The sequence below is a fragment of the Rhodococcus sp. DK176 genome, assembly GCF_038447315.2.
Classification (GTDB): domain Bacteria; phylum Actinomycetota; class Actinomycetes; order Mycobacteriales; family Mycobacteriaceae; genus Rhodococcus_F; species Rhodococcus_F jostii_A.
In genome coordinates this window covers 321422-341897 of the sequence record NZ_CP118323.2, presented here as the reverse complement: position 1 = coordinate 341897, position 20476 = coordinate 321422, and the positions used below count along the sequence as shown (strand labels likewise).

The window sequence follows — 20476 nt, the reverse complement described above, 5'->3', positions numbered from 1 at the left end:
CCAACATCTCCAGCATCGCTTCCACTCCCATTCGTCGATCGATGACGGTTCCCGACACCAAAATACGTAGTACGTACGTAGATAGTAGATCAGGGGTGTAGGCGTCCCGTGGAGTGGTGGGGTTTGGGGCTGAGCGGCGCGGCTCCGACGTAGAGAGGGCCATCGGCGGGATCTTCGGTGTGTACGGCCAAGCACGCATCGAAGAAAGAGGTCCACCGATGGCCCTGTCCCAGTCTGCCCTGTCCGAGCTACTCGACGCATTCCGTACCGGAGATGGAGTGAATCTGATCCGTGAATCGGTCCGGATGGTTATGCAAGAACTGATCGAAACCGAAGCGACCGAACAGATCGGCGCCGGCCGCTATGAACGCACCGAGGCCCGCACGACCGAACGCAACGGAGCCCGGTCCCGGCTGGTGGCCACCCAAGCCGGCGACGTCCAATTGCGGATCCCGAAACTGCGCAAGGGCTCGTTCTACCCCTCGATCCTCGAGCCCCGCCGACGGATCGACCAGGCACTGTACGCGGTGGTGATGGAGGCCTACGTGCACGGAGTTTCCACCCGCAGCGTGGACGACCTGGTAGCGGCTCTGGGAATCGATTCGGGAATTTCCAAGTCCGAGGTGTCGCGGATCTGCGCCGGCCTCGACGAGGTCGTCGGCGCATTTCGCACCCGCTCGCTCGACCACACCGCGTTTCCTTACGTCTACCTCGACGCGACCTACCTGCACGTACGCAACTCCTCTTCGCAGGTGACATCGATGGCGGTCGTGGTCGCCACGGGGATCACCGCCGAGGGTGCGCGTGAGGTCCTCGGCCTCGATGTCGGGGACAGTGAGGACGAGGTGTTCTGGCGCGGCTTCCTCGCTTCGCTGAAGAAACGCGGCCTGTCCGGTGTCCGACTGGTCATCAGCGATCAGCATGCCGGCCTGGTCGCGGCCTTGCGGCGCTCGTTCCAGGGCTCGGGGCACCAGCGGTGTCGGGTGCATTTCGCGCGAAACCTGTTGGCGCACGTCCCCAAGTCGCACTCCGACATGGTCGCCGCCGTGTTTCGCACGATCTTCGCCCAGCCCGATCCCGCGACCGCGGCCTCCACGTGGGACGAGGTCCGCGATCAGTTGGCCGGCCGGTTCCCCAAGATCGGTCCCTTGATGGACCAGGCGAAGGCGGAGGTCTTGGCGTTCAGCACGTTTCCGCGGGCACATTGGTCGAAGATCTGGTCGACCAATCCGTTGGAGCGGGTAAACAAGGAGATCAAGCGCAGAGCCCGTGTCGTGGGCATCTTCCCGAACGAGGCGGCCGTGATCCGACTCGTCGGTGCGGTCCTGGCCGACATGCACGATGAGTGGCAGTCCGGCGAGCGCCGCTACCTCTCCGAGGGGTCGATGGCGTTGCTAGATCCCAGCGGCGATACTGGGACCATCGCCGCGATCAACCGTGGCGAGTAGGCACCGAGGATTCGACCTCAAAGCCCACCACCCCACGGGGCTCTATCTCAGGGGTTGGTTCGGCCCGTTGCCTCAGGTGGGCGGACGCCGAGCCGACGCACCGGCACGGGGTCGGCGTCGTACCCTGGGACGACGAAGACGGCGGGAGAGAAGCAATGCGGGTGCGCGGGTTCGGGGAACTCGAAGCGGTGGTGATGGAGCGGCTGTGGGATCGGGAAGGGCCGACCACGGTCCGTGAGGTGTTCGACGACATGGCTACCAGCCGGGAGATCGCGTACACCACGGTGATGTCGACGATGGACAACCTGCACCGCAAGGGATGGCTCGAGCGCGAACGCAGCGGCAAGGCATTCCGGTACTGGCCCACCCTGACGCGGGAGGAGCACAGCGCCCGGCTGATGCGCGAGGCGTTCCATTCCGGCGGCAGGTCCGATGTGGTCTTGACCCACTTCTTCGAGCAGATGAGCGAGGAGGAGGCCGCCGGCCTTCGGGTGGCCTTGCAACGGATGGCCGCCGATGAGGACGCCGCCCCATGATGAGCGCGGCGGCGTGTTTCCTCCTGTTCAGCGGGCTCGTTGCCGTTCTCGGTCCCCCGGTGCTGCGGCGCCTCACCCATGACGGCCTCGCCCCGCGGCTGGGCGTGATCGCCTGGACGGCGGCGATCGCCAGCGTGGTGCTGTCGTGGGCGATGGCCGCCCTGCTGCTCGTGATCGGTCTTGTGCGGTATCGCGGTCGGCCCGGCGAGTCGATGATCGGCGCCTGCCTGGCCCGGGTGCAGGAGATGGTCGGCGCCGCCGACACCGCGTTCGCGATGACCGGGGTCGCCGCGGCGGTCGGGGTCGTGTCGGTCACCGCCTGGATCGTCGGCCGCCTCACGGTGGGCCTGCTCCGGTTGCGTACCCGAACCCATGGTCACGCCCGTCGGGCCCGCCTCATCGGCCGCCGGGTCCACGGAGTGGATGCCGTGGTCATCGACAATCCCGAGCGCGCCGCCTACTGCGCCGCCGGTCGCCCGCACGCCGTGGTGATCACCACCGCCGCACTCGCTGCCCTCGATGACCGGCAGGTCCAGGCCGTCCTCGCCCACGAACGCGCCCATCTGGCCGGCCACCACGCGCAGATACTCGCCGTCCTCCGTGTGCTGGCCGCCTCCCTGCCCGGCATGACACTGTTCGCCGCCGGGGTGACCGAGGTGGGCCGCCTGTTGGAGATGTGCGCGGACGACTCCGCCGCCCGCGTGCACGGCCCGCGAACCCTGCTCTCGGGGCTGATCGCGTTGTGCGCTCCGGCTCAGGTTCCCGATGGTGCCCTCGGCGCCGGCAACATTGCCCTACTGGATCGGGCCGGACGACTGGCGTCCCCGCCGCCCCGGTCGGCGAAGGTGCGGGTGCGGGTGTTGTCGGCGGCCGTGGCTGCCGCGGTGACCGTCGCCCCGATCGCGCTGGCCGTGCTCGAGGTGACCGGAACCATGTGGTGCCTGCCGATGGCCTGGTGACCTGCGGGGATCGACGCCGCACCCCCACGCACCCCCCGGTTATCTGGACCGACGCCCAGGTCACGGCTGCTACAGTCGGGAAATTGTGACGGCCCTTGCGATACGCCCCCCGCGTATGCGGACGGTAGTTGCGGTCGCCGCTGTCCTGTATTTGCTCGCGTACACGGTCGCCCAGTGCGGCATCTTCCTGGCGCACGGTCACGAGGGCGAGGACGTCCACGTCTCCTCCTCGTCGGCCCTTCCGGCCGAGGAACTGAATCCCGGGCACGCGCACATCGACGACGGATCGGCCCACCTGGCGCACGAGGCGCACACCGTCGTCGCCATGCCCCGATCCGATAATCCGCTCCGCCCGTTGACCGTCGCCGCGGTCATCGCGATGGCCCTGGCGGTGGTGCTGGTGGTGATGTCGGCGCCCCGCACGCCGCGGGCCCCGCCGGATCTGCCCGTTCCCATCCGGCATGGCCGGACCGTCTTGAACGAACTCTGTATCAACAGGTGCTGATCGGCAGCCCGCAGGCCATCTGAGGACTTTCCCTCGTGGCCCAGCTCGTGCTGCCCATCACTCACTTACTGCGCCGTCGCAGTCAGATACAGGGATTACTCATCATGAACAGTGCTGTTCCCTCCACCCTCGTTCCGCCGCCGGCCGCCGCCCACCTGCCGAGCACCGCCAACCGTTGCCCGCAGCCGAGCACCATGGTCGGCAACACCCCGGTTTTGTGGATCGGTGAACCGTTCGCCGATTCCGGCCGCGGCTTCTGGGCGAAACTCGAAGGCAGCAATCCCGGCGGGATGAAAGACCGCCCCGCGCTGCACATGGTCGAGAAGGCGAAGGCCCGCGGCGACCTCGCTCCCGGGGCGATGATCATCGAATCCACCAGCGGGACCCTGGGCCTGGGTCTGGCCTTGGCCGGGATCACCCATCACCATCCCGTCACGCTGGTCACCGACCCCGGTCTGGAACCGATCGTGCACCGGATGCTCGCCGCCTACGGCGCCCACGTCGAGTTGGTCACCGCACCGCACCCCACCGGCGGCTGGCAGCAGGCCCGGCGCGAGAAGGTCGGTGAACTCCTCGGTGCCCATCCGGGGTCGTGGTGCCCGGATCAATACACCAACCCGGACAACGTCGAGGCGTACGAGTCGCTCGCTCATGAACTCCTCGCCCAGCTCGGCCGCGTCGACACCCTGGTGTGCTCGGTGGGCACGGGCGGGCACTCCGCCGGTGTGGCGCGGGTGCTGCGCCGGTTCTGCCCCGACCTGACACTGGTCGGCGTCGACACCGTCGGGTCCACGATCTTCGGACAACCCGCCAGTACCCGGCTGATGCGCGGACTGGGCTCGAGCATCTACCCCGACAACATCGACTACCCGGCCTTCGACGAAGTGCACTGGGTGGCACCGCACGAAGCGGTCTGGTCCTGCCGCACCCTGGCCGCCACCCACCACGCCAGCGGCGGCTGGAGCGTCGGCGCCGTCGCCCTGACCGCCGGCTGGATCGCCCGCACCAGCCCCCCGGAGACCCGCGTCGCGGCGATCTTCCCCGACGGCCCGCAGCGCTACTTCGACACCATCTACAACGACGACTACTGCGCCGAACACGGCCTGCTCGAGGTGAACCCGCCCACCGAGCCGGCGACCATCGACCACCCGACCGACCAGATCGTGAAGTCCTGGACCCGGTGCGCCACCGTGGTCGATCCCACAGAGAGCATGTCATGAAGAACCTTCTGACCCAGTTCCGCAGCTTCGACCGGCCCGCCCAGGTGCTGATGGTCAACCAGTTCTCCATCAACGTGGGCTTCTACATGCTGATGCCGTATCTGGCCGGGTACCTGGCCGGGCCCCTGGGGCTGGCGGCGTGGGCCGTCGGGCTGGTCCTGGGCATGCGGAACTTCTCCCAGCAGGGGATGTTCCTGCTCGGCGGCACCCTCGCCGACCGCCTCGGCTACAAACCCCTGATCGTCGCCGGCTGCCTGCTGCGGGTCGCCGGTTTCGTGCTGCTCGCGGCCGTGGAATCGCTGCCGGCGATCCTGCTCGCCTCGGTCGCCACCGGATTCGCCGGTGCGCTGTTCAACCCGGCGGTGCGGGCATATCTGGCCGCCGACTCCGGGCCGCGGCGGGTCGAGGCGTTCGCGGTGTTCAACGTGTTCTATCAGGCCGGGATTCTGCTGGGCCCGTTGATCGGTCTCGCCCTGACCACCCTCGATTTCCGGGTCACCTCGCTGGCGGCGGCCGCGGTCTTCGCCGTGCTGACGATCGTGCAGATCTGGGCGCTACCCGCGCACCGAGCCGAGCCGGCCGCGGCCAAGACGTCGGTACTCGAGGACTGGCGGATGGTGGTGGCCAACCGGCCCTTCGTGCTGTTCGCGCTGGCGATGATCGGGTCCTACGTGCTCTCGTTCCAGATCTATCTGGCGCTGCCCCTGCAGGCAGCGGTGGTCGTCGGTGACGACCGGTCCGACACCGCCCTGGTGACCTCGCTGTTCGTGGTGTCCGGGGTGGTGGCGATCGCTGGACAGTTGCGGATCACGTCCTGGTTCTCCCGCAGGTGGGGTTCGGGACGAAGCGTGGTCGTCGGCATGGCCATCATGGCGCTGGCGTTCCTGCCGCTGATCGCGCTGCCCAGCCCGGCCACCCTCGGCGGGTGGGCCGCCGCCGGCGCCCTGGTGCTCACCGCCGCGCTGTTGGCGGTCGGCACCGCCGCGGTGTTTCCGTTCGAGATGGACACCGTCGTCGCCCTCTCGGGCGGCAGGCTCGTGGCCACCCACTACGGCTTCTACAACACCGTCGTCGGGGTCGGCATCCTGCTCGGCAACCTGGGCACCGGCGCCGTCTTCGGGTTACTGCGCGACGCGGATCTGGGTGCGCTGATCTGGGTGGCGTTGACCGTCGTCGGGGCGGTGTGTGTGACCGCCCTGTATCTGCTCGACCGGTCCGCCCGACTCTCCCCGCCGCCGGCGCCGAGCGCCGCGCCCGAGGGCGACGAGGTACCGGCCGCCCGCTAGGTCGACGAAGTCAACGCGCTGGTCAGACCCCCGTCCCCACCCATCTACTATGCAACTACGTAGATTGGGTGGGGTTCTCGGCGGCCCCGCGCCGTCCGCGCTCGAACAGGAGTTGTGCATGATCGAACAGTTTCCCGGCGCCGCCCGCCTGTCGCGTCGGAACTTTCTGGCGCTGGCCGGCCTGGGTGCGGTGGCGACGGCGGCCGCGTGCAGCAGGGGCGGCGGCGCCGGGCCGGCGGCCACCGCCGTCGGTCCCGATTCGGCAGCCGTGAGGACGGCCGAACAGGTCCGGCGAGCCAATATCGGGACCGGGAACACGGTCACCGCCTCCCTGAACGCCGGCCCGACCCGCATCGACCTGGGCGGTGTCCAGGTCGACACCTGGGCCTACAACGGCCGGATTCCCGGCCGGGAGATCCGGCTGCGCCGCGGGGATCTGCTGCGCGCCGAACTGACCAACGACCTGCCGGCCGAGTCCACCATCCACTGGCACGGCATCGCGCTGCGCAACGACATGGACGGAGTGCCCGGGCTGACCCAGCCCGCCATCGCCCCGAACAGCCCGTTCACCTACGAATTCCTCGTCCCCGACGCCGGCACCCACTGGCTCCATCCCCATGTCGGGATGCAGTTCGACCGGGGTCTGTACGCCCCGGTCATCGTCGAGGATCCCGCCGACGGCGCCGACTACGACCTCGAGGCGATCCTGGTCCTCGACGACTGGCTCGACGGGGTGGCCGGACGCACCCCCGAACTCCAGCTGGAGGCCCTGCGCCGGGGCGGGATGCCGATGAGCAGAATGGGCATGGACCACGGCGGCATGAACGGCATGGGGATGGGTGCCCAGGCCGATCCCGCGAACCCGCTGGGCGCCGACACCGGGGACGTGGACTACCCCTACTACCTGATCAACGGCACCCTCGGCGCCGACCCGTTCTCGGTGCGGGCCCGCCCCGGCCAACGCGTGCGGTTGCGGATCATCAACGCCGGCGCGGACACCGCGTTCCGGCTCGCGGTCGGCGGCCATCAGCTGACCGTCACCCACAGCGACGGGTATCCGGTGCAGCCCGTCACCGGATCCTCGCTGCTGATCGGCATGGGCGAACGCTTCGATGCGATCGTCACCCTCGGCGACGGGGTCTTCCCCCTCGTCGCCTCCGCCGAGGGCAAGCAGGGACAGGGTTTCGCCGTGATCCGCACCGGGGCGGGCGGTCGACTCGACCCGGCCATCCGGCCCGCCGAGCTCGACGCACCCCCGATCACCGGCCTGGCGCTGCGCTCGCGTGAGGAGGTGCGGCTCGGCCTCCGGGGCCCGGACCGGGTGCACGATCTGCTGCTGGGCATGGACATGTCCGGGTACCGGTGGACGATCAACGGCACCGTCTTCGACGAGCACACCCCACTCGAGATCACCGAGGGGCAGCGGGTGCGGCTGCGGTTCGTCAACCAGACCATGATGTTTCACCCCATGCACCTGCACGGGCACACCTTCCAGGTCGTCGGCGACCACGGCGCCGGCGCTCGCAAGGACACCACCCTGGTGCTGCCGAACCAGACGGTCGAGGTGGACCTCGACGCGGACAACCCCGGCCAGTGGCTGGTGCACTGCCACAACCTGTACCACGGCGAGGCCGGGATGATGACCACCCTGTCCTACACCGAATAACCACCGCCGCAACGTCTTCCGACCCACCATCCGGGACGGCATGCTTCGCTGCGGGCCTTCCCATTCTCATCCCACCGAGCACAGAACGAGACCCCTATGCCTGCCAATCGGATCGCCCGCACCCTGCTGCCCACCGGGATCGCCGCCCTGCTCGTGCTGGCCGGCTGTACCTCCCAAGCCGACGACACGACGACACCGGACGCGGCCGTGCCGACGGTGGAGTTCAGCTCGGAGCTGTCCCATCTGCACGGACTGCACGTGGGCGCCGACGGCACCGTGGTGGCCAGCACCCACACGGGGCTGTTCGCCATCGACACCTCCGGCGCGACGTCCCGCGTCGGCGCCTCCGACGACGACTTCATGGGACTGACCGGCGTACCGAACACCGACACCGTCTTCGCGTCCGGGCACCCCGGCGCGTCCAGTTTCGCCGCCAACCCGCTGGGGCTGCGCAGCAGTACCGACGGCGGCACCAGCTGGGTGGACCGGTCCCTGGCGGGGCAGGTCGACTTCCATGTCTTGAGCACCGACGGCCGGGTGCTGGTCGGGTTCGACGGCAAGGACGGGCTGCTCGTCTCGACCGACGGCGGCACCACCTGGACCCCGGGCGCCACCCTGGTCGCCGCCGCACTGGCGGTCAACGGCAGCGGGGTGTGGGCGGTGACCCCGGCAGGTCTGGAACACAGCACCACCGCGGCCCGCTCGTTCTCGCCGGTGCCCGGTGCCCCGCGCCTGGTGATGATCGCCGGCGCCGGGGATGCGCTGTGGGGAATCGACGAGGACGGGTATGCCTGGCGCAGCCGCGAAGGGCAGGACTGGCAGAAACGCTCCCGGGTCGGCACCGTCGAAGCGATGACCGCAGCCAACTACGACACCGCCTACGCCGCCACCTCCCAGGCGCTCTACACCCTGAACTGACCGAGATGCCCACCCGCGCCCGCCCGCTGATCCGTAGCACGGCGGTGGATGACCCACCGGGCCCGGCCGATTGTCTCGGGTCACCGCCCCGCGCGAGCGGAGGATGCGGGAGCGCCGATCCCCCGCCGACACGGCCCTTCAGCTCTTCTCACCGGTGCCGGGTCAGTAACATCATGGCTGTGAAACCGCTGGGTGCGACGCCGACGATGCAGCAATTGCTGCGGGTGGCCGCTGTCGTGGCGGTGCTGTTCGGTGTCCTACTCATGCATTCCTCCCCACTCCTCGACCACACCGGCGGACACGCCACCGAATCGGCGCACGATTCCGGTGGCCACGGCCACTCCCACGACGCGGCTGCGGAGCCGATGGCCCTCGATGATCTTCCGGTTGCACTGGCCGGGACGGGATGTGAGGGCGGCGACTGCAACGACCATTCCGGCCTGCATCTGTGCATGGCCGTGGTGACGATCGCCGCAGCGCTGGTCCTTGCCCGGTGGTACGCCACTGCCGCCGCCGGCGAGGCCGCAGTGCACGGTCTGCGGGCGCCGCTACCAATCCAGGCCGGCCGGGCGCCGCCGTGGACCACTCCGACCCTCGCGCAATTGTCGGTGTTGCGGGTGTGACAGGTGACCCACTTCAGGTGGGTCACCTTCGCAGGCGTGTGTTTTCCACGCCTGCTTCACCTTTCACACACCAACCTTTCGAGGAGCCCTATCCATGTGGTCTTTGCGTTCCCCCCGAGCCACCTTCGCCCTGTCCGCCGCGGCCGTGTCCGGAGTCCTGGTTCTCGCCGGCTGTAGCGACAACAGCGGCGGCGGCCATGACATGTCCCAGATGTCGAACAACACCTCGGGCACCACGTCGAGCTCGTCCACCACGGTGGAGACGGTTGCCTTCAACATCGCCGACGTGACGTTCCTGCAGATGATGTACCCCCACCACGCCCAGGCCGTCGAGATGGCGAACCTGGTCGAGGGCCGCAGCACCAACCCGCAGGTCCTCGACCTGGCCAAAAACATTGCGGCAGCCCAGGGACCGGAAATGGAGCAGATGAGCGCGCTGCTCGAAAAGTGGGGCAAGGCCGTCCCGTCGACGGACGCCGCCGGCGGCATGAGCGGAATGAACCACGGCGGCATGAGCGGCATGACCGACGGCGGCGGCATGAGCGGGATGATGACCGCCGAGCAGATGACCGACCTGGCCGGCAAGAGCGGCGCCGACTTCGACACCGCCTGGCTGAACATGATGATCGAACACCACACCGGTGCCATCGAGATGGCTCAGACCGAGCTGGCGGACGGCGACAACGCCGACGCCAAGCAACTGGCCACCGCCATCGTCGGTGCCCAGCAGGCGGAAATCACCACCATGACAACACTGCTGCCACAGGGCTGATCCCCGGAGGGTGGGACCGTCTCCTCTCGCGGTCCCACCCTCCTCCCCCGCGCCACACATGGCGTGCATCTCAACTTTCTTCTCGGCCACCAGCTTCGCTTTCGCCCCGTCGGTATGGAGGAACCCATGCACACTCACCCACCCCGCCGGACTCCGATCCTGTTCGCCCTGGCGATCCTGATCGCGATGCTGGCCGCGTGCGCCCCGTCCGGTACCGGGCCTTCCCCGTCGAGCGGCTGAGGCGGGGCCGTCCGCCGCCGCTGATCCCGGCCCCACGATCACCGTGACCCCCGCCGACCGAGCGGACACCGTCAACCCCGCGGATCCGGTGTCGGTGGACACCACCGGCGGCACCCTCGAATCGGTCACGATGACCAACAACGAGGGCAAAGTCATCGAGGGCATCTTCACCCCCGACCGCATCGCCTGGAAACCCGGTGCCGCGCTGGGATACGGCAAGACGTACACCATCGCGGCCACCGCAATTCACGACGGCGGCACCCGCGCGGAGCGGACCAGCACCTTCTCCACCGTCAAACCGGGCAACCTCACCAAACCGACCTTCGTCACCTCCGGCGGCAATCTCCTCACCGACGGCGGCACCTTCGGCATCGGAATCGTCGTCGTCACCCACTTCGACGAGCCGATCACCGACCGCCCCGCCGCCGAAAAGGCGTTGACCGTCGAGACCACACCCCCGGCGGCGGGATCCTGGTACTGGGCCGACGATCAGAACGTGCACTGGCGCCCGCAGAACTACTACACACCCGGCACGACAGTGACCGCCCGTGCGAACATCTACGGCGTCAACCTCGGCGGCGGACTGTTCGGCCAGGAGGACGCCGCCACCTCATTCACCATCGGCGACGCCCACATCTCCGTCGCCGACGACACCACCAAACAGATCACCGTCACCAACAACGGCGAAGTCGTACGGACCATGCCCACCTCGATGGGCATGGGCGGCAGCGAAACCATCAACGGGCAAACCCTCACGTTCTGGACCCAGCGCGGCATCTACACCGTCATCGACAAGGCCAACCCCGTGATCATGGATTCCTCCACCTACGGGCTCCCGGTCAATTCCCGGCTCGGCTACAAGGAAACGATCAACTACGCCACCCGCATCAGCAACGACGGCATCTACCTCCACGAACTCGCCGACACCATCTGGGCACAGGGAAACACCAACGTCTCCCACGGGTGCCTGAACCTCAGCCCCGACAACGCCCGGTGGTTCTACGACTTCTCCGTCCCCGGAGACATCGTCGAGGTTCGCAACACCGGCGGGGAGCCGCTCGAGCAGTGGCAGAACGGGGACTGGAGCGTGCCCTGGGATCAGTGGCTGGCCGGAAGCGCGCTGGCGTGAAGCCCCACACCCGTCGCGCATGGGCTCGACCGCTTTGCGTCCGAGCGCTCCCGCACCAGCAGCAGTGCCAGCACGGCACTGACCGTGGTGGCGGCGATGATGATGACTTATGCCGGTGAGTGGACCGAGAGCAGTCCGGCGCTGAGGGTGAACACCGTTCGTGGACTTCTCCTGTTGACTTTGATACCAGCACGCCAGCCCAGCACCCAACCGAACCGGGTGAGACCCGGTTCCACCGCGGCCGACCATCTGGTCTGGTTTCGCGGTAGAAGTGCGCATTCCTGGGTATTCCCTGTGCGCGTGTTCATCGCCACTCCGGTCGAGGAACACGTCTGGCATGTGTCGCACTGCGGCGCGAGTCGACGGTTCCTTTGAGGAGAACGAGGGCAGTCGCTTTCGAAGGTGGGATGTGATGCAGAAGCGGGCGGAAATCACTCGTGAGGCGTTGCTACTCGCGGCGGCGGCGGTGTTCACCCGTGTCGGCTACGCAGACGCCCGGCTGAACACGATCACCACCCGCGCTCAGGTCAGCAAGGGCGCGTTGTACGACCACTTCAGTTCCAAGGAAGAACTTGCCCGCGCGGTCATCGAAGCGGGCAGTACGCGATTCCAGATCGCGTGCAGGCCGTTTCTCACCTCCCGAATTCCCGCGTTCAAGGCGCTGATCGGCATCTCGTGCCTCCTGGTCGATCCTGCCGTCAACGACACCATGGTTCGGGCGACGTTCCGCCTGCTCACCGAAATTCCCGACCGCCCCGGTGCAGAAACGACCCTTCTCCCGACCTGGCTCTCGCACTACCGAGAACTCGCCCGCCGAGCCCTCACGGAAGGCGATCTTCGCGACGAAGACCCCGACGCTGTCGCTCTACTCCTGGTGGACACCCTCGCCGGAGCCCGAATCCTGGCCGCGGCCACCGGCCACCTCGACGATCTGCCCGTCCGCGTGGCCGCGACCTGGGACCTTCTTCTGCCCGGCCTGGTCGACGCAACGAAACTCGACCACTTCCGTGAACTCGTGACACGACAGGTGGCTCGAGTTGGTGACCGCGGCACGCCACCACAACCGTTGACGGCGTGAGCAACAACAGTCGAACAGTGGCGAAGCCGTCTCCGCGGACCGCAACGGAAGGGCGTGGGGCGAGCCGCCGTCAACCGTTCTCTACGCAGCCCGCGGTTAACGTTCAGTGGTCACAGCGACATCAGATCGATTAACCCGGCTGACTGATCGTTGCCGGCGCTGACGCGGGCTCATCGACGGACCCGCTCACAAGGACCCCGGTTCCACTGTGAGGCAGAAGAATTGACACCGTGCGCACGACGTACCGCCTACCATCGAATGTCATGGGAGTCGCAGCCGCAGCATGAGCGCTCGGCCGCCTCGAGTACCGGCTCGCGCGTGTTCCCTTTCAACTGTTCGACGACACGGTGATGCCGTTGCTCCTCGACGACGGAGCCCCGGCCCGGCTGGCGTACGAGTGGGTGCTGATCGAGTGCGACAAGGCCGCAGCAGGTTTGTTCGACGACGACTCCGCGGCCGCCCGCGCACAGATGTTGCGACAGCGCAGTGCCGCCGTGCGATACGCCATCGCCCGCCGGCAACGGCAGATCCTCCGCGATACGGACGCCGTCGTCCTCGAGCGGCACCGCGCCCGTTTCCGCGAGCGGCACCGGCAGCACGCCAGGGACACCGTTCAGCGTCTGCGGTCGAGGAGTCGAGTGCTCACTTGCGCAAAGCCCTCGGAGCCCAAACCCGGGACCTCGGCATCCACGATCCCAAACACCCGACAACGGGGAACCGCATCCCGCACAATGGCTACCGGTAGAACGCGGAGCGTTACCGACGGCAGTCGCGGCGACCTCGACGACCCGTCCTCGGGCCTCGGCACGAAGTCATCGAGCACACGTCGGTTTTACTGCGATGTGGTCTCGGGTGGCACCGACCGTATGGAAGTAGCCGAGGGTCAGCGGGCTTTGGTGGTGAGGATCGCCGCGAGGTCGTCGAGGGCGGTGAGGGCGGCGTCGCTGTCCCGGTCGACAAGCCAGCGCAGCACCAACCCGTTCATGCACGCCAGCGCGAACCGTGCGACCTGATCGACCGGGGTGATCCAGGCGACGTCCGCTCTACTCGCGCACAGGGTGAGGAACGCGACGGCTTCGGCGTCCATGGTGCGATATTGCCGCTGCGCGATCGCCCCGGCCGACGGGTTGCCGGCGGCGCGTTGGCGGAGCGCGTGGGCGGTGATCTCGTAGGTCAGCAGCTGACGGTTGGGGGTGGACTCGATGATCGGCCACAGTCCGCGGATTCCGGCGCGCAGCAGGTCTTCGAGGGCCGGAATTCCGGTCAACCCGGCGGGATCGGTGTAGTGCCCGAACGCCAGCCGCATCCCGTCGTTGACCTGCAGGATCTGGGTCTCACCGAGCTGGGTGAGGAGGGTGTCCTTGTCGTGGAAGTGGTAGTGCACGATCCCCAGAGAAGTCCCGGCGGCGGCGGCGAGGGGGCGCATGGTCAGCGCGTCGACGCCCTGCTCGGCCGCGATCGTCAACGCCGCCTCGAGAAGTTGGGCGCGGCGCTCATCGGCGGGGAGCTTCTTCGCCATCTGCCGAGCGTAAGCGCTCGACGGCCGGCCGGTCGCGGTAATCACTGAGCGCAAACCCAAGGGCGGCGTAGTGGTGCCGTCACCCGAGCGAGTGTGAATGCCCACAGAGGACATCGCATGTTCGCCGCCCGTTCGCTGCATGCGCACAAGTTGTCGGCCGGCGTCGGCAGACGAGGGTTTATCCCACGAGGATCAGCACTCCAACGGCCGCGACCGCGAGAGCAGATGCGGTGACGCAGATCGCCCACGCCCGTATCGCGACCCGGTGCCAGTCCCGATCGCGGCGTACAACTTCGACGGTCAGCACCGGCGACTCCGAGGGTGACGCCGCAGTCTCGGCCCGGTCCGGCACCCGCTCACGAGAGCGCCCGGACACCGCATCCGCGGTCACCGCCGCGGCGAACGACACCGCAATCACGCACAGCATGGCCACCAGAACCTCGACCATCCAGAACATATTCATACCGGCAACTCGAACTTCCTTGTTTCTCGGGCGTCCACCGCAGTCGGCGATCGGCAAACCCATCGGTCCCACCCCCGTCGTGTATCGCCACGAGGGCTCACCATGTTGCGCGGATCGACTCACGAATATTTTTCACCATTCTGATCAGTCGTCCAATTCTTATTTTGATCACACGTCCAATTGAAATGGGCTTTCGTTCAGCTTGAGGGGCGAAACTTTTTTTTTCGTGTTACGTGAAACATCGGAGGCGCCCGCGGTCGATATAGGAGTAAGCGGGTTCGGTACCCGTGGAAAACAAACAGAAAGAGGAGTGAAGGGTTCATGGGTTCTGCAGGTGTTGACTTTGCCGTCGCCTTCGAGGCGTTCCTGAAGTGGTTGAGTATCACGTTCGGAGGCGGTATCGGAATCGGCTGATCGACCGCATATGGCCTGGAAATCGGTGGCTCGACTCGCCAGGTGGGAGTCGAGTCACCCGACTGCGCAGCGGCTTGCCTGGGCGATGACCGTCCGTCGTGCCGACGTCCTTCTCTTCCGGCCGCAGTGAAACGGAAATGGGGTGCATTGCCGGCGAAAGGCGGATTCAACTAATGGACGTTATCGTCATTTTGCAACACATTCGCACGACTCGTAATAGCGGCTCAACTCTACGATCGTCCCGCGAATTTCGACCGAGACGGTTATGCGCCTATGATTCTGAGTGTGTTACTGGGTATAACTCTGGGACTGGGGAATCCGGCAATGACGCCGTATACAGTCGGATGAATGGAGAAGCCAATCCGAGCGGACCATGGGCCGCCGTCCGGAGACTCTGATGTCCCCGGTGCCGTCTCCGGTGGCGCCCAGACCGATGATCTCCTCACCCGGGCGATGACCGAGGCTCTCGCGGCGGGCATGTCGTGGGCGCAGATCGGCGCGCGGCTCGGTGTACCACCGCCGGCCGCCCGCGACCACGGCGTCGTCACCGATCGGGACTGGCAGGAGGCAATAGTCGCTCACGAGAACGCCCGGGCAGCCCGCCGCAACGACCAGACCTGAACCGGCCGATCAAACGACACACCGTGAGAGACCGCGTGCCCGCGGGCATGGGCGAGGGCGAGCCTCGATGTGCAAGTACAGCGTCCAGCAGCTTTTTCCGTGGACAGCCCACGGTCAACGACCTCCAGCGGATACCAGCCCCACGAACACCTACGAGTACTGATACCGAGCGGCCGAACAGCCGGGACCGCTCGATCGCAGAGGCACGCGTCCCACGACAAAGGGCACGTCGGCGATCTGGGGACGGAGGTTGATCCGGTGCGGATCGTCGCTTGAAGTGTGACGATGAGGTATGGCCCTTCATGTGCTGCTTGCCAAGGCCGCGTCCACCGTCGTGACCGGTGCCGTCGGTGTCGCCGCGTACAACGCGGTCCGCACGGTGATCGCGAGGGCGCCGCTGCACGAGGCGGCCGTCACCGCGACCGCGTGGGGACTGCGTGGGGCGCGTAAGGCGGAGGAGGGTGCCGAGTCGGCACGCCTGAAGGTCGGCGATGTGGTCGCCGAGGCCAGGGGGCGGATCGGCGAGGAGGTGCCCCCGCCGGCGGAGCCGGACACCGGTCACGGCCACAGTCACTGACATGCCCGACGCGCCGGCCCCGCACATCCCGACCGATGTCGTCGTCTCGGATGCGGCGGGCCGGATCCGCGTGCATCTGTCGTGGTTGCGGGCGAGCCCGGGGCGGGCGGTGGCGATCGAGGACGCTGTCGCCAAGATTTCCGGGGTGCGGGCGGTGCACGCGTACCCGCGGACGGCGTCGGTGGTGGTGTGGTATTCGCCGAGGCGGCTCGACCGCGCCGAGCTGCTGGAGGCGATCGCGGCCGGCGAGCAGACCCCGTGGTCGCGGGTGCCGGACCGGTCGCCGCGTTCGGCCGAGGTCGGTAACGCCGACATCGTGCGGATGGCCGTCGGCGGCGCCGCCCTGATTCTGCTCGGTGTCCGCCGGTACGGTCTGCGCCGGGCGCCGCTGCTGGGCCCGTCGAGTCGTCTGTTCGCCACCGGCGCCACCATCTTCACCGGCTACCCGTTCCTGAAGGGGGCGCTGCGGACGCTGACCGGCAACCGGTCGGCGGGCACCGATGCCCTCGTCTCCGCCGCGACCGTGGCCAGCCTGGTGCTGCGGGAGAATGTGGTGGCTCTGACCGTGCTCTGGTTACTTAACATCGGTGAGTACCTCCAGGAGCTCACGCTGCGCCGCACCCGGCGCGCGATCTCCGATCTCCTCAAAGGAACCCAGGACACGGCCTGGATCCGTCTTGCCGATGCCAGTGAGATCTCGGTGGATATCGACTCCCTGCAGGTCGGTGACGAGATCGTGGTCCACGACCACGTCGCGATCCCGGTGGACGGGGTGGTGGTCGATGGGGAGGCGATCGTGGATCAGTCCGCGATCACCGGTGAGACGCTGCCGATCGCCACCTCCGTCGATCACCTCGTCCACGCCGGTTCGGTGGTGCTGCGCGGACGCCTGGTCGTCCGGGCCACCGCCGTGGGCAACGAGACCACCATCGGCCGGATCATCTCCCAGGTCGAGCAGGCGCAGGACCACCGCGCCCCGATCCAGACGGTGGGCGAGAACTTCTCCCGGCGGTTCGTGCCGGCGTCGTTCGCGCTGGCCGCGCTCACCCTCGTCCTCACCCGCGATGTGCGCCGCGCCATGACCATGCTGCTGATCGCCTGCCCCTGCGCGGTCGGGTTGTCGACACCCACCGCGATCAGCGCCGCCATCGGCAACGGGGCTCGCCGCGGCATTTTGATCAAGGGTGGCTCCCACCTCGAGCAGGCCGGGCGCGTCGACGCCATGGTCTTCGACAAGACCGGCACCCTCACGATCGGCCGTCCGATTGTCACCAATGTGATTGCCTTCGCCAAGGATTGGGAACCTCAGCAGGTTCTCGCCTATGCGGCGAGCTCGGAAATCCACTCGCGGCACCCGCTGGCGGAGGCGGTCATCCGGTCCACCGAGGAACGGCACATCGTGATCCCACCGCACGAGGAGTGCGAGGTGTTGGTCGGGCTCGGCATGCGCACCTGGGCGGACGGGCGGACACTGCTGCTGGGCAGCGACGGGTTGCTGCGCGAGGAGAAGGTGCGGGTGTCGAAGAAGGTGGCCGACTGGGTGGGCAAGCTCCAGCAGCGGGCCGAAACCCCGTTGCTGCTGGCCGTCGACGGCAAGCTGGTCGGGTTGATCAGTCTCCGCGACGAGGTGAGACCCGAGGCCCTCGAGGTGTTGTCGCGGCTGCGGGCCGACGGCATCCGGCGAATCGTGATGCTCACCGGCGATCATCCGATGACCGCGGCGGCGGTGGCCGCGGAGCTGGGTATCGACGAGTGGCAGGCCGAGGTGATGCCGGAGGACAAGCTCGACATGGTCCGCCGACTGCAGGAGGACGGGTACACGGTCGCGATGGTCGGTGACGGCACCAACGACGCGCCGGCGCTCGCTGCCGCGGACATCGGCATCGCGATGGGCCTGGCCGGGACGGACGTTGCCGTCGAGACCGCGGACGTGGCCCTCTCCAGCGATGATCTGCGGCGGCTGCTCGATGTGCGCGACCTCGGGGCACACGCGGTCGCGTTGATCCAGCAGAACTATGCGATGGCGATCGCGGTGAACGCGATCGGACTGCTCGTCAGTGCCGGCGGCGCCCTGTCCCCGGTCCTGGCAGCGATCCTGCACAACGCCTCTTCCGTCGCGGTCGTCGCGAACAGCTCGCGCCTGATCACCTACCAGCTGCAACAACCGCGGCGCTCGGATCGGCAGACCGAACCGACGTCGTCATAGCCGCACTGGACGGTTGCGCCTCAGCCACGGCAGCGAGCAGATCCCCGGGTTGCCGGGATGACATCGGCGACGAGTCCGCTGAGTCACGCGGTGTCACTCCGCGCGGCCGCGCCGCGCAACCCGGTGCACATCACGCCGCTTCCGACTCTGAGCTGCCGCGCGCCGTCGCTCCTTCTCCGTCGTGCCGCCCCACACGCCATACGTCTCGCCCGCAGTGAGCGCATAGTTCCGACACGCGTCAATGACCGGGCACTGTGCACACAGCGTCTTCGCGGCATTCTCGCGACGATCCCGCGCCTTGCGGCCTTCGCCGGTGGGCGAGAAGAACATTCCGGTATCGGCGCCGAGGCACCACGCGCGGGTCATCCACCCGCCGGGGTCACCCGGCGGGTGCGTTCTCGGGGATGGCGACGCGACCACAAACGGTGGTGACAGTGAAGTTGGGGGTGCGGCACTCATCCACTAATGGTAACCATTGCCAATAGTGCCGCTGTGGCCCGTCCTCGTCGGTACCCATTCCGGCCTTCGTGATCCGGTGCTGAAGGTACGACGGATCGTCCTCGAAAAGCGCTCTCCGGCCGTGCACGGCGTCGTCCGTGTCTACTCTCCTCTTCGTGACTTCTCGCACCGGCCCGGGACGCTTGACCGCCGCGAGGGAATGCCCGTAGTCCGCCCTCTGCGGGAGCAGGACATCGGCAGTACGGAACACCGGCCTGTGTGCCTCATTGATCGCCTGAAAGTTTGCGGGTCGCCGGAGACACGGTGCGTTCATAAGCCGGCGCAGGCGATTCGGGGGCATCGGCCGGATGCGAGGCTGGATCCGGGGCTGCCCAGTGGTCGTACTCGGGCGGGCAGGTTTCGGCGGTGCGTTCGGCGACCGTGCGGACGACGTCGGCGAGGGTGCCGGTGTGCAGGGCGCGTCGCTGGTGGACGGCGCCGTTGCCGTGGGCCAGGACCCCCGCCACCGCCGCCCGGGTACACGCATAGTCGCCGGTGTCCTCGAGGGCGGTGCGGACGTGCGCGAGAAGGCGGCCCAGCAGCCGGGCTGCCGGCACCAGGTGTTGCGAGGTCGGGTCGATTCCGTGTCCGGTCAGACCGTCGTGGGCGGCGCGCCAGCACGCCGCCCGCAGCAGGTCGTCGCCGACGGGGCAGGCGAGACGCCCGCGGTCGAGTGCGGAAACTGCGGTTGCGACCAAGGCCCGGACCAGGACGGCGAGCAGCACGGTCTCGTGCACGGTGGCGGGGACGTCGCTGATGCGAATCTCGATAGTGGGCAGATGAGCCGACAGCCGCACATCCCAGTAGACCATCGCCGGATCGAGGATGCTGCCGCAGTCCAGCATCGTCGCCACCGCGGCGTCGTAGTCTCGCGCCGACCGGAAATACGGTGGCGGTCCCGCGCTCGGCCACCGCGCCCACAGGATGTGCCGCCAGCTGGCATATCCGGTGTCCGTGCCGGCGGAGATCGGCGAGTTCGCCGTCAGCGGCAACAACGCGGGCAGCCAGGGGCGCAGGTGATTGCTGACCTGCACCGCCGTGTCCCGGTCGGGAACGCAGACATGGACGTGGCAGCCGCAGATCACCTGCTCAGCCAGTGCGCCGAACCCGTCGGCCATCCGCCGATACCGCGGGGTGTCGGTGATCGCCCGCGGCAACGGCCCGAGCACGGGAACCCCGGTGGCGAGCAATCGGGTCCCGGACCGGGCGGCCGCGGCGGCGGCGAGGGATCGGGCCCTGCGCAGCTCCCGATCCAGGTCCGATATCCGCGCGCAGACCGGGGTGGAAGTTTCGATCTGGCACTGCGAGAGTTCGAGTTGCAGATCGATGCCGAGCGCCGTGCCGGCCGCCGCGACCGCGGCGTTGCGGACGTGCGGTGCGCCGGTGTGGGAATCGACCAGGATGAACTCCTCCTCGACCCCGATCGTGGGAGGGACACCCGACGCAGTGTATTCGGCGGAACCCGCGGGAAGAACGGATGCCCTCGACGTCTGCGACTCGGCCTTTCGCGGAACTACCTCCATAGAGTCAGCGTTCCACGCCTGTGCGGGTGTGACCAGGGCAAAGGAGAGCGCCGCCCGGAACACCGTCGACGTGCCGGCCGCGATCACCCAGGGGGCGAACGTCTTCGGGTGCGCTGACGCGGGGAAGGTCACCGGACACGCCCCAGACAGGGGTTCGGCCGGGAATGCTGACACATTCTCGGCCGGATCTCTGCTTCTCAAGTCCTTCATCGTTGCCGAAGACGATCTCGATCCGCGAATCCCAATGTACGCGCGCCCGGCGGCCCACCGCAATG

19 protein-coding genes and 1 pseudogene are annotated in these 20476 nt (G+C 67.9%); 15 read left to right on the top strand and 5 right to left on the bottom strand.

What is annotated here, in order from left to right; all coding sequences use genetic code 11:
* The first annotated feature begins 218 nt into the window (after window positions 1-218).
* From PSR88_RS40240 to PSR88_RS40185, 12 genes and pseudogenes are all read left to right on the top strand, one after another.
* On the top strand, window positions 219-1448 hold the full coding sequence (locus tag PSR88_RS40240) for an IS256 family transposase (protein WP_016880606.1): 1230 nt from the start codon (window positions 219-221) through the stop codon (window positions 1446-1448).
* A 155-nt stretch (window positions 1449-1603) separates the two neighbouring features.
* On the top strand, window positions 1604-1984 hold the full coding sequence (locus PSR88_RS40235; protein ID WP_016881524.1) for a BlaI/MecI/CopY family transcriptional regulator: 381 nt from the start codon (window positions 1604-1606) through the stop codon (window positions 1982-1984).
* Window positions 1981-2943, top strand: coding sequence for a M56 family metallopeptidase (locus PSR88_RS40230; protein ID WP_157180115.1), 963 nt, complete (start codon window positions 1981-1983; stop codon window positions 2941-2943). The genes PSR88_RS40235 and PSR88_RS40230 overlap by 4 nt, the downstream gene beginning before the upstream one ends.
* 115 nt (window positions 2944-3058) lie before the next feature.
* Complete coding sequence (locus PSR88_RS40225) at window positions 3059-3448, top strand: hypothetical protein (RefSeq protein ID WP_016881522.1); 390 nt, start codon at window positions 3059-3061, stop codon at window positions 3446-3448.
* A 104-nt stretch (window positions 3449-3552) separates the two neighbouring features.
* A complete protein-coding gene (locus PSR88_RS40220) occupies window positions 3553-4668 on the top strand; it encodes a PLP-dependent cysteine synthase family protein (RefSeq protein ID WP_016881521.1) in 1116 nt (371 codons plus the stop codon).
* The gene (locus PSR88_RS40215; RefSeq protein WP_016881520.1) at window positions 4665-5954 is read left to right on the top strand and encodes an MFS transporter; all 1290 of its coding nucleotides are present in this window, start codon (window positions 4665-4667) and stop codon (window positions 5952-5954) included. Before PSR88_RS40220 ends, PSR88_RS40215 begins: the two co-directional genes overlap by 4 nt.
* 118 nt (window positions 5955-6072) lie before the next feature.
* Window positions 6073-7620 (top strand): multicopper oxidase family protein, encoded by a 1548-nt coding sequence (locus PSR88_RS40210; protein ID WP_016881519.1) that lies wholly within the window; start codon window positions 6073-6075, stop codon window positions 7618-7620.
* Window positions 7621-7716: 96 nt separating this feature from the next.
* A complete protein-coding gene (locus PSR88_RS40205; protein ID WP_016881518.1) occupies window positions 7717-8538 on the top strand; it encodes a F510_1955 family glycosylhydrolase in 822 nt (273 codons plus the stop codon).
* A gap of 173 nt (window positions 8539-8711) precedes the next feature.
* Window positions 8712-9161: a DUF6153 family protein gene (locus PSR88_RS40200; protein ID WP_016881517.1), complete on the top strand. Its 450-nt coding sequence runs from the start codon at window positions 8712-8714 to the stop codon at window positions 9159-9161.
* 94 nt (window positions 9162-9255) lie between these two features.
* Entirely contained in the window at window positions 9256-9933 is a 678-nt protein-coding gene (locus tag PSR88_RS40195; RefSeq protein WP_016881516.1) for a DUF305 domain-containing protein, read from the top strand.
* A 126-nt stretch (window positions 9934-10059) separates the two neighbouring features.
* Window positions 10060-11302: pseudogene (locus PSR88_RS40190) on the top strand (Ig-like domain-containing protein).
* 412 nt (window positions 11303-11714) lie between these two features.
* Window positions 11715-12380: a TetR/AcrR family transcriptional regulator gene (locus PSR88_RS40185; protein WP_016881513.1), complete on the top strand. Its 666-nt coding sequence runs from the start codon at window positions 11715-11717 to the stop codon at window positions 12378-12380.
* 248 nt (window positions 12381-12628) lie between these two features.
* On the opposite strand, the gene PSR88_RS40180 is transcribed toward PSR88_RS40185, so the two are convergent.
* The 3 genes from PSR88_RS40180 to PSR88_RS40170 form a co-directional block, all read right to left on the bottom strand.
* Complete coding sequence (locus PSR88_RS40180; RefSeq protein WP_016881512.1) at window positions 12629-12979, bottom strand: hypothetical protein; 351 nt, start codon at window positions 12977-12979, stop codon at window positions 12629-12631.
* Between the two features lie 284 nt (window positions 12980-13263).
* A complete protein-coding gene (locus PSR88_RS40175) occupies window positions 13264-13899 on the bottom strand; it encodes a TetR/AcrR family transcriptional regulator (RefSeq protein ID WP_016881511.1) in 636 nt (211 codons plus the stop codon).
* Between the two features lie 178 nt (window positions 13900-14077).
* Window positions 14078-14362 carry a hypothetical protein gene (locus tag PSR88_RS40170; protein WP_016881510.1) on the bottom strand — a complete coding sequence of 95 codons (285 nt, stop codon included), beginning with the start codon at window positions 14360-14362 and terminating at the stop codon, window positions 14078-14080.
* 762 nt (window positions 14363-15124) lie between these two features.
* Between PSR88_RS40170 and PSR88_RS40165 the strand changes: the two genes are divergently transcribed.
* The 3 genes from PSR88_RS40165 to PSR88_RS40155 all read left to right on the top strand — a co-directional run bounded on the left by PSR88_RS40165 (window position 15125) and on the right by PSR88_RS40155 (window position 18180).
* Entirely contained in the window at window positions 15125-15397 is a 273-nt protein-coding gene (locus PSR88_RS40165; protein WP_029538669.1) for a hypothetical protein, read from the top strand.
* Window positions 15398-15689: 292 nt separating this feature from the next.
* Window positions 15690-15974, top strand: a complete 285-nt coding sequence (locus tag PSR88_RS40160) for a DUF1490 family protein (protein WP_016881507.1) — start codon at window positions 15690-15692, stop codon at window positions 15972-15974.
* Window position 15975: 1 nt separating this feature from the next.
* Window positions 15976-18180, top strand: coding sequence for a heavy metal translocating P-type ATPase (locus PSR88_RS40155; RefSeq protein WP_016881506.1), 2205 nt, complete (start codon window positions 15976-15978; stop codon window positions 18178-18180).
* A gap of 93 nt (window positions 18181-18273) precedes the next feature.
* On the opposite strand, the gene PSR88_RS40150 is transcribed toward PSR88_RS40155, so the two are convergent.
* Together PSR88_RS40150 and PSR88_RS40145 are read right to left on the bottom strand one after the other, a co-directional pair.
* On the bottom strand, window positions 18274-18546 hold the full coding sequence (locus PSR88_RS40150) for a WhiB family transcriptional regulator (protein WP_016881504.1): 273 nt from the start codon (window positions 18544-18546) through the stop codon (window positions 18274-18276).
* Window positions 18547-18902: 356 nt separating this feature from the next.
* Window positions 18903-20333: a glutamate--cysteine ligase gene (locus tag PSR88_RS40145; protein WP_016881502.1), complete on the bottom strand. Its 1431-nt coding sequence runs from the start codon at window positions 20331-20333 to the stop codon at window positions 18903-18905.
* Window positions 20334-20476: the final 143 nt, after the last annotated feature.

What these genes read in the sequence shown, in the direction of transcription:
- PSR88_RS40240 (WP_016880606.1), top strand. Translation starts at nt 219, where the DNA reads ATGGCCCTGTCCCAGTCTGCCCTGTCCGAGCTACTCGACGCATTCCGT.
- PSR88_RS40235 (WP_016881524.1), top strand. Translation starts at nt 1,604, where the DNA reads ATGCGGGTGCGCGGGTTCGGGGAACTCGAAGCGGTGGTGATGGAGCGG.
- PSR88_RS40230 (WP_157180115.1), top strand. Translation starts at nt 1,981, where the DNA reads ATGATGAGCGCGGCGGCGTGTTTCCTCCTGTTCAGCGGGCTCGTTGCC.
- PSR88_RS40225 (WP_016881522.1), top strand. Translation starts at nt 3,059, where the DNA reads ATGCGGACGGTAGTTGCGGTCGCCGCTGTCCTGTATTTGCTCGCGTAC.
- PSR88_RS40220 (WP_016881521.1), top strand. Translation starts at nt 3,553, where the DNA reads ATGAACAGTGCTGTTCCCTCCACCCTCGTTCCGCCGCCGGCCGCCGCC.
- PSR88_RS40215 (WP_016881520.1), top strand. Translation starts at nt 4,665, where the DNA reads ATGAAGAACCTTCTGACCCAGTTCCGCAGCTTCGACCGGCCCGCCCAG.
- PSR88_RS40210 (WP_016881519.1), top strand. Translation starts at nt 6,073, where the DNA reads ATGATCGAACAGTTTCCCGGCGCCGCCCGCCTGTCGCGTCGGAACTTT.
- PSR88_RS40205 (WP_016881518.1), top strand. Translation starts at nt 7,717, where the DNA reads ATGCCTGCCAATCGGATCGCCCGCACCCTGCTGCCCACCGGGATCGCC.
- PSR88_RS40200 (WP_016881517.1), top strand. Translation starts at nt 8,712, where the DNA reads ATGGCTGTGAAACCGCTGGGTGCGACGCCGACGATGCAGCAATTGCTG.
- PSR88_RS40195 (WP_016881516.1), top strand. Translation starts at nt 9,256, where the DNA reads ATGTGGTCTTTGCGTTCCCCCCGAGCCACCTTCGCCCTGTCCGCCGCG.
- PSR88_RS40185 (WP_016881513.1), top strand. Translation starts at nt 11,715, where the DNA reads ATGCAGAAGCGGGCGGAAATCACTCGTGAGGCGTTGCTACTCGCGGCG.
- PSR88_RS40175 (WP_016881511.1), bottom strand. Translation starts at nt 13,899, where the DNA reads ATGGCGAAGAAGCTCCCCGCCGATGAGCGCCGCGCCCAACTTCTCGAG.
- PSR88_RS40170 (WP_016881510.1), bottom strand. Translation starts at nt 14,362, where the DNA reads ATGAATATGTTCTGGATGGTCGAGGTTCTGGTGGCCATGCTGTGCGTG.
- PSR88_RS40165 (WP_029538669.1), top strand. Translation starts at nt 15,125, where the DNA reads ATGGAGAAGCCAATCCGAGCGGACCATGGGCCGCCGTCCGGAGACTCT.
- PSR88_RS40160 (WP_016881507.1), top strand. Translation starts at nt 15,690, where the DNA reads ATGGCCCTTCATGTGCTGCTTGCCAAGGCCGCGTCCACCGTCGTGACC.
- PSR88_RS40155 (WP_016881506.1), top strand. Translation starts at nt 15,976, where the DNA reads ATGCCCGACGCGCCGGCCCCGCACATCCCGACCGATGTCGTCGTCTCG.
- PSR88_RS40150 (WP_016881504.1), bottom strand. Translation starts at nt 18,546, where the DNA reads ATGACCCGCGCGTGGTGCCTCGGCGCCGATACCGGAATGTTCTTCTCG.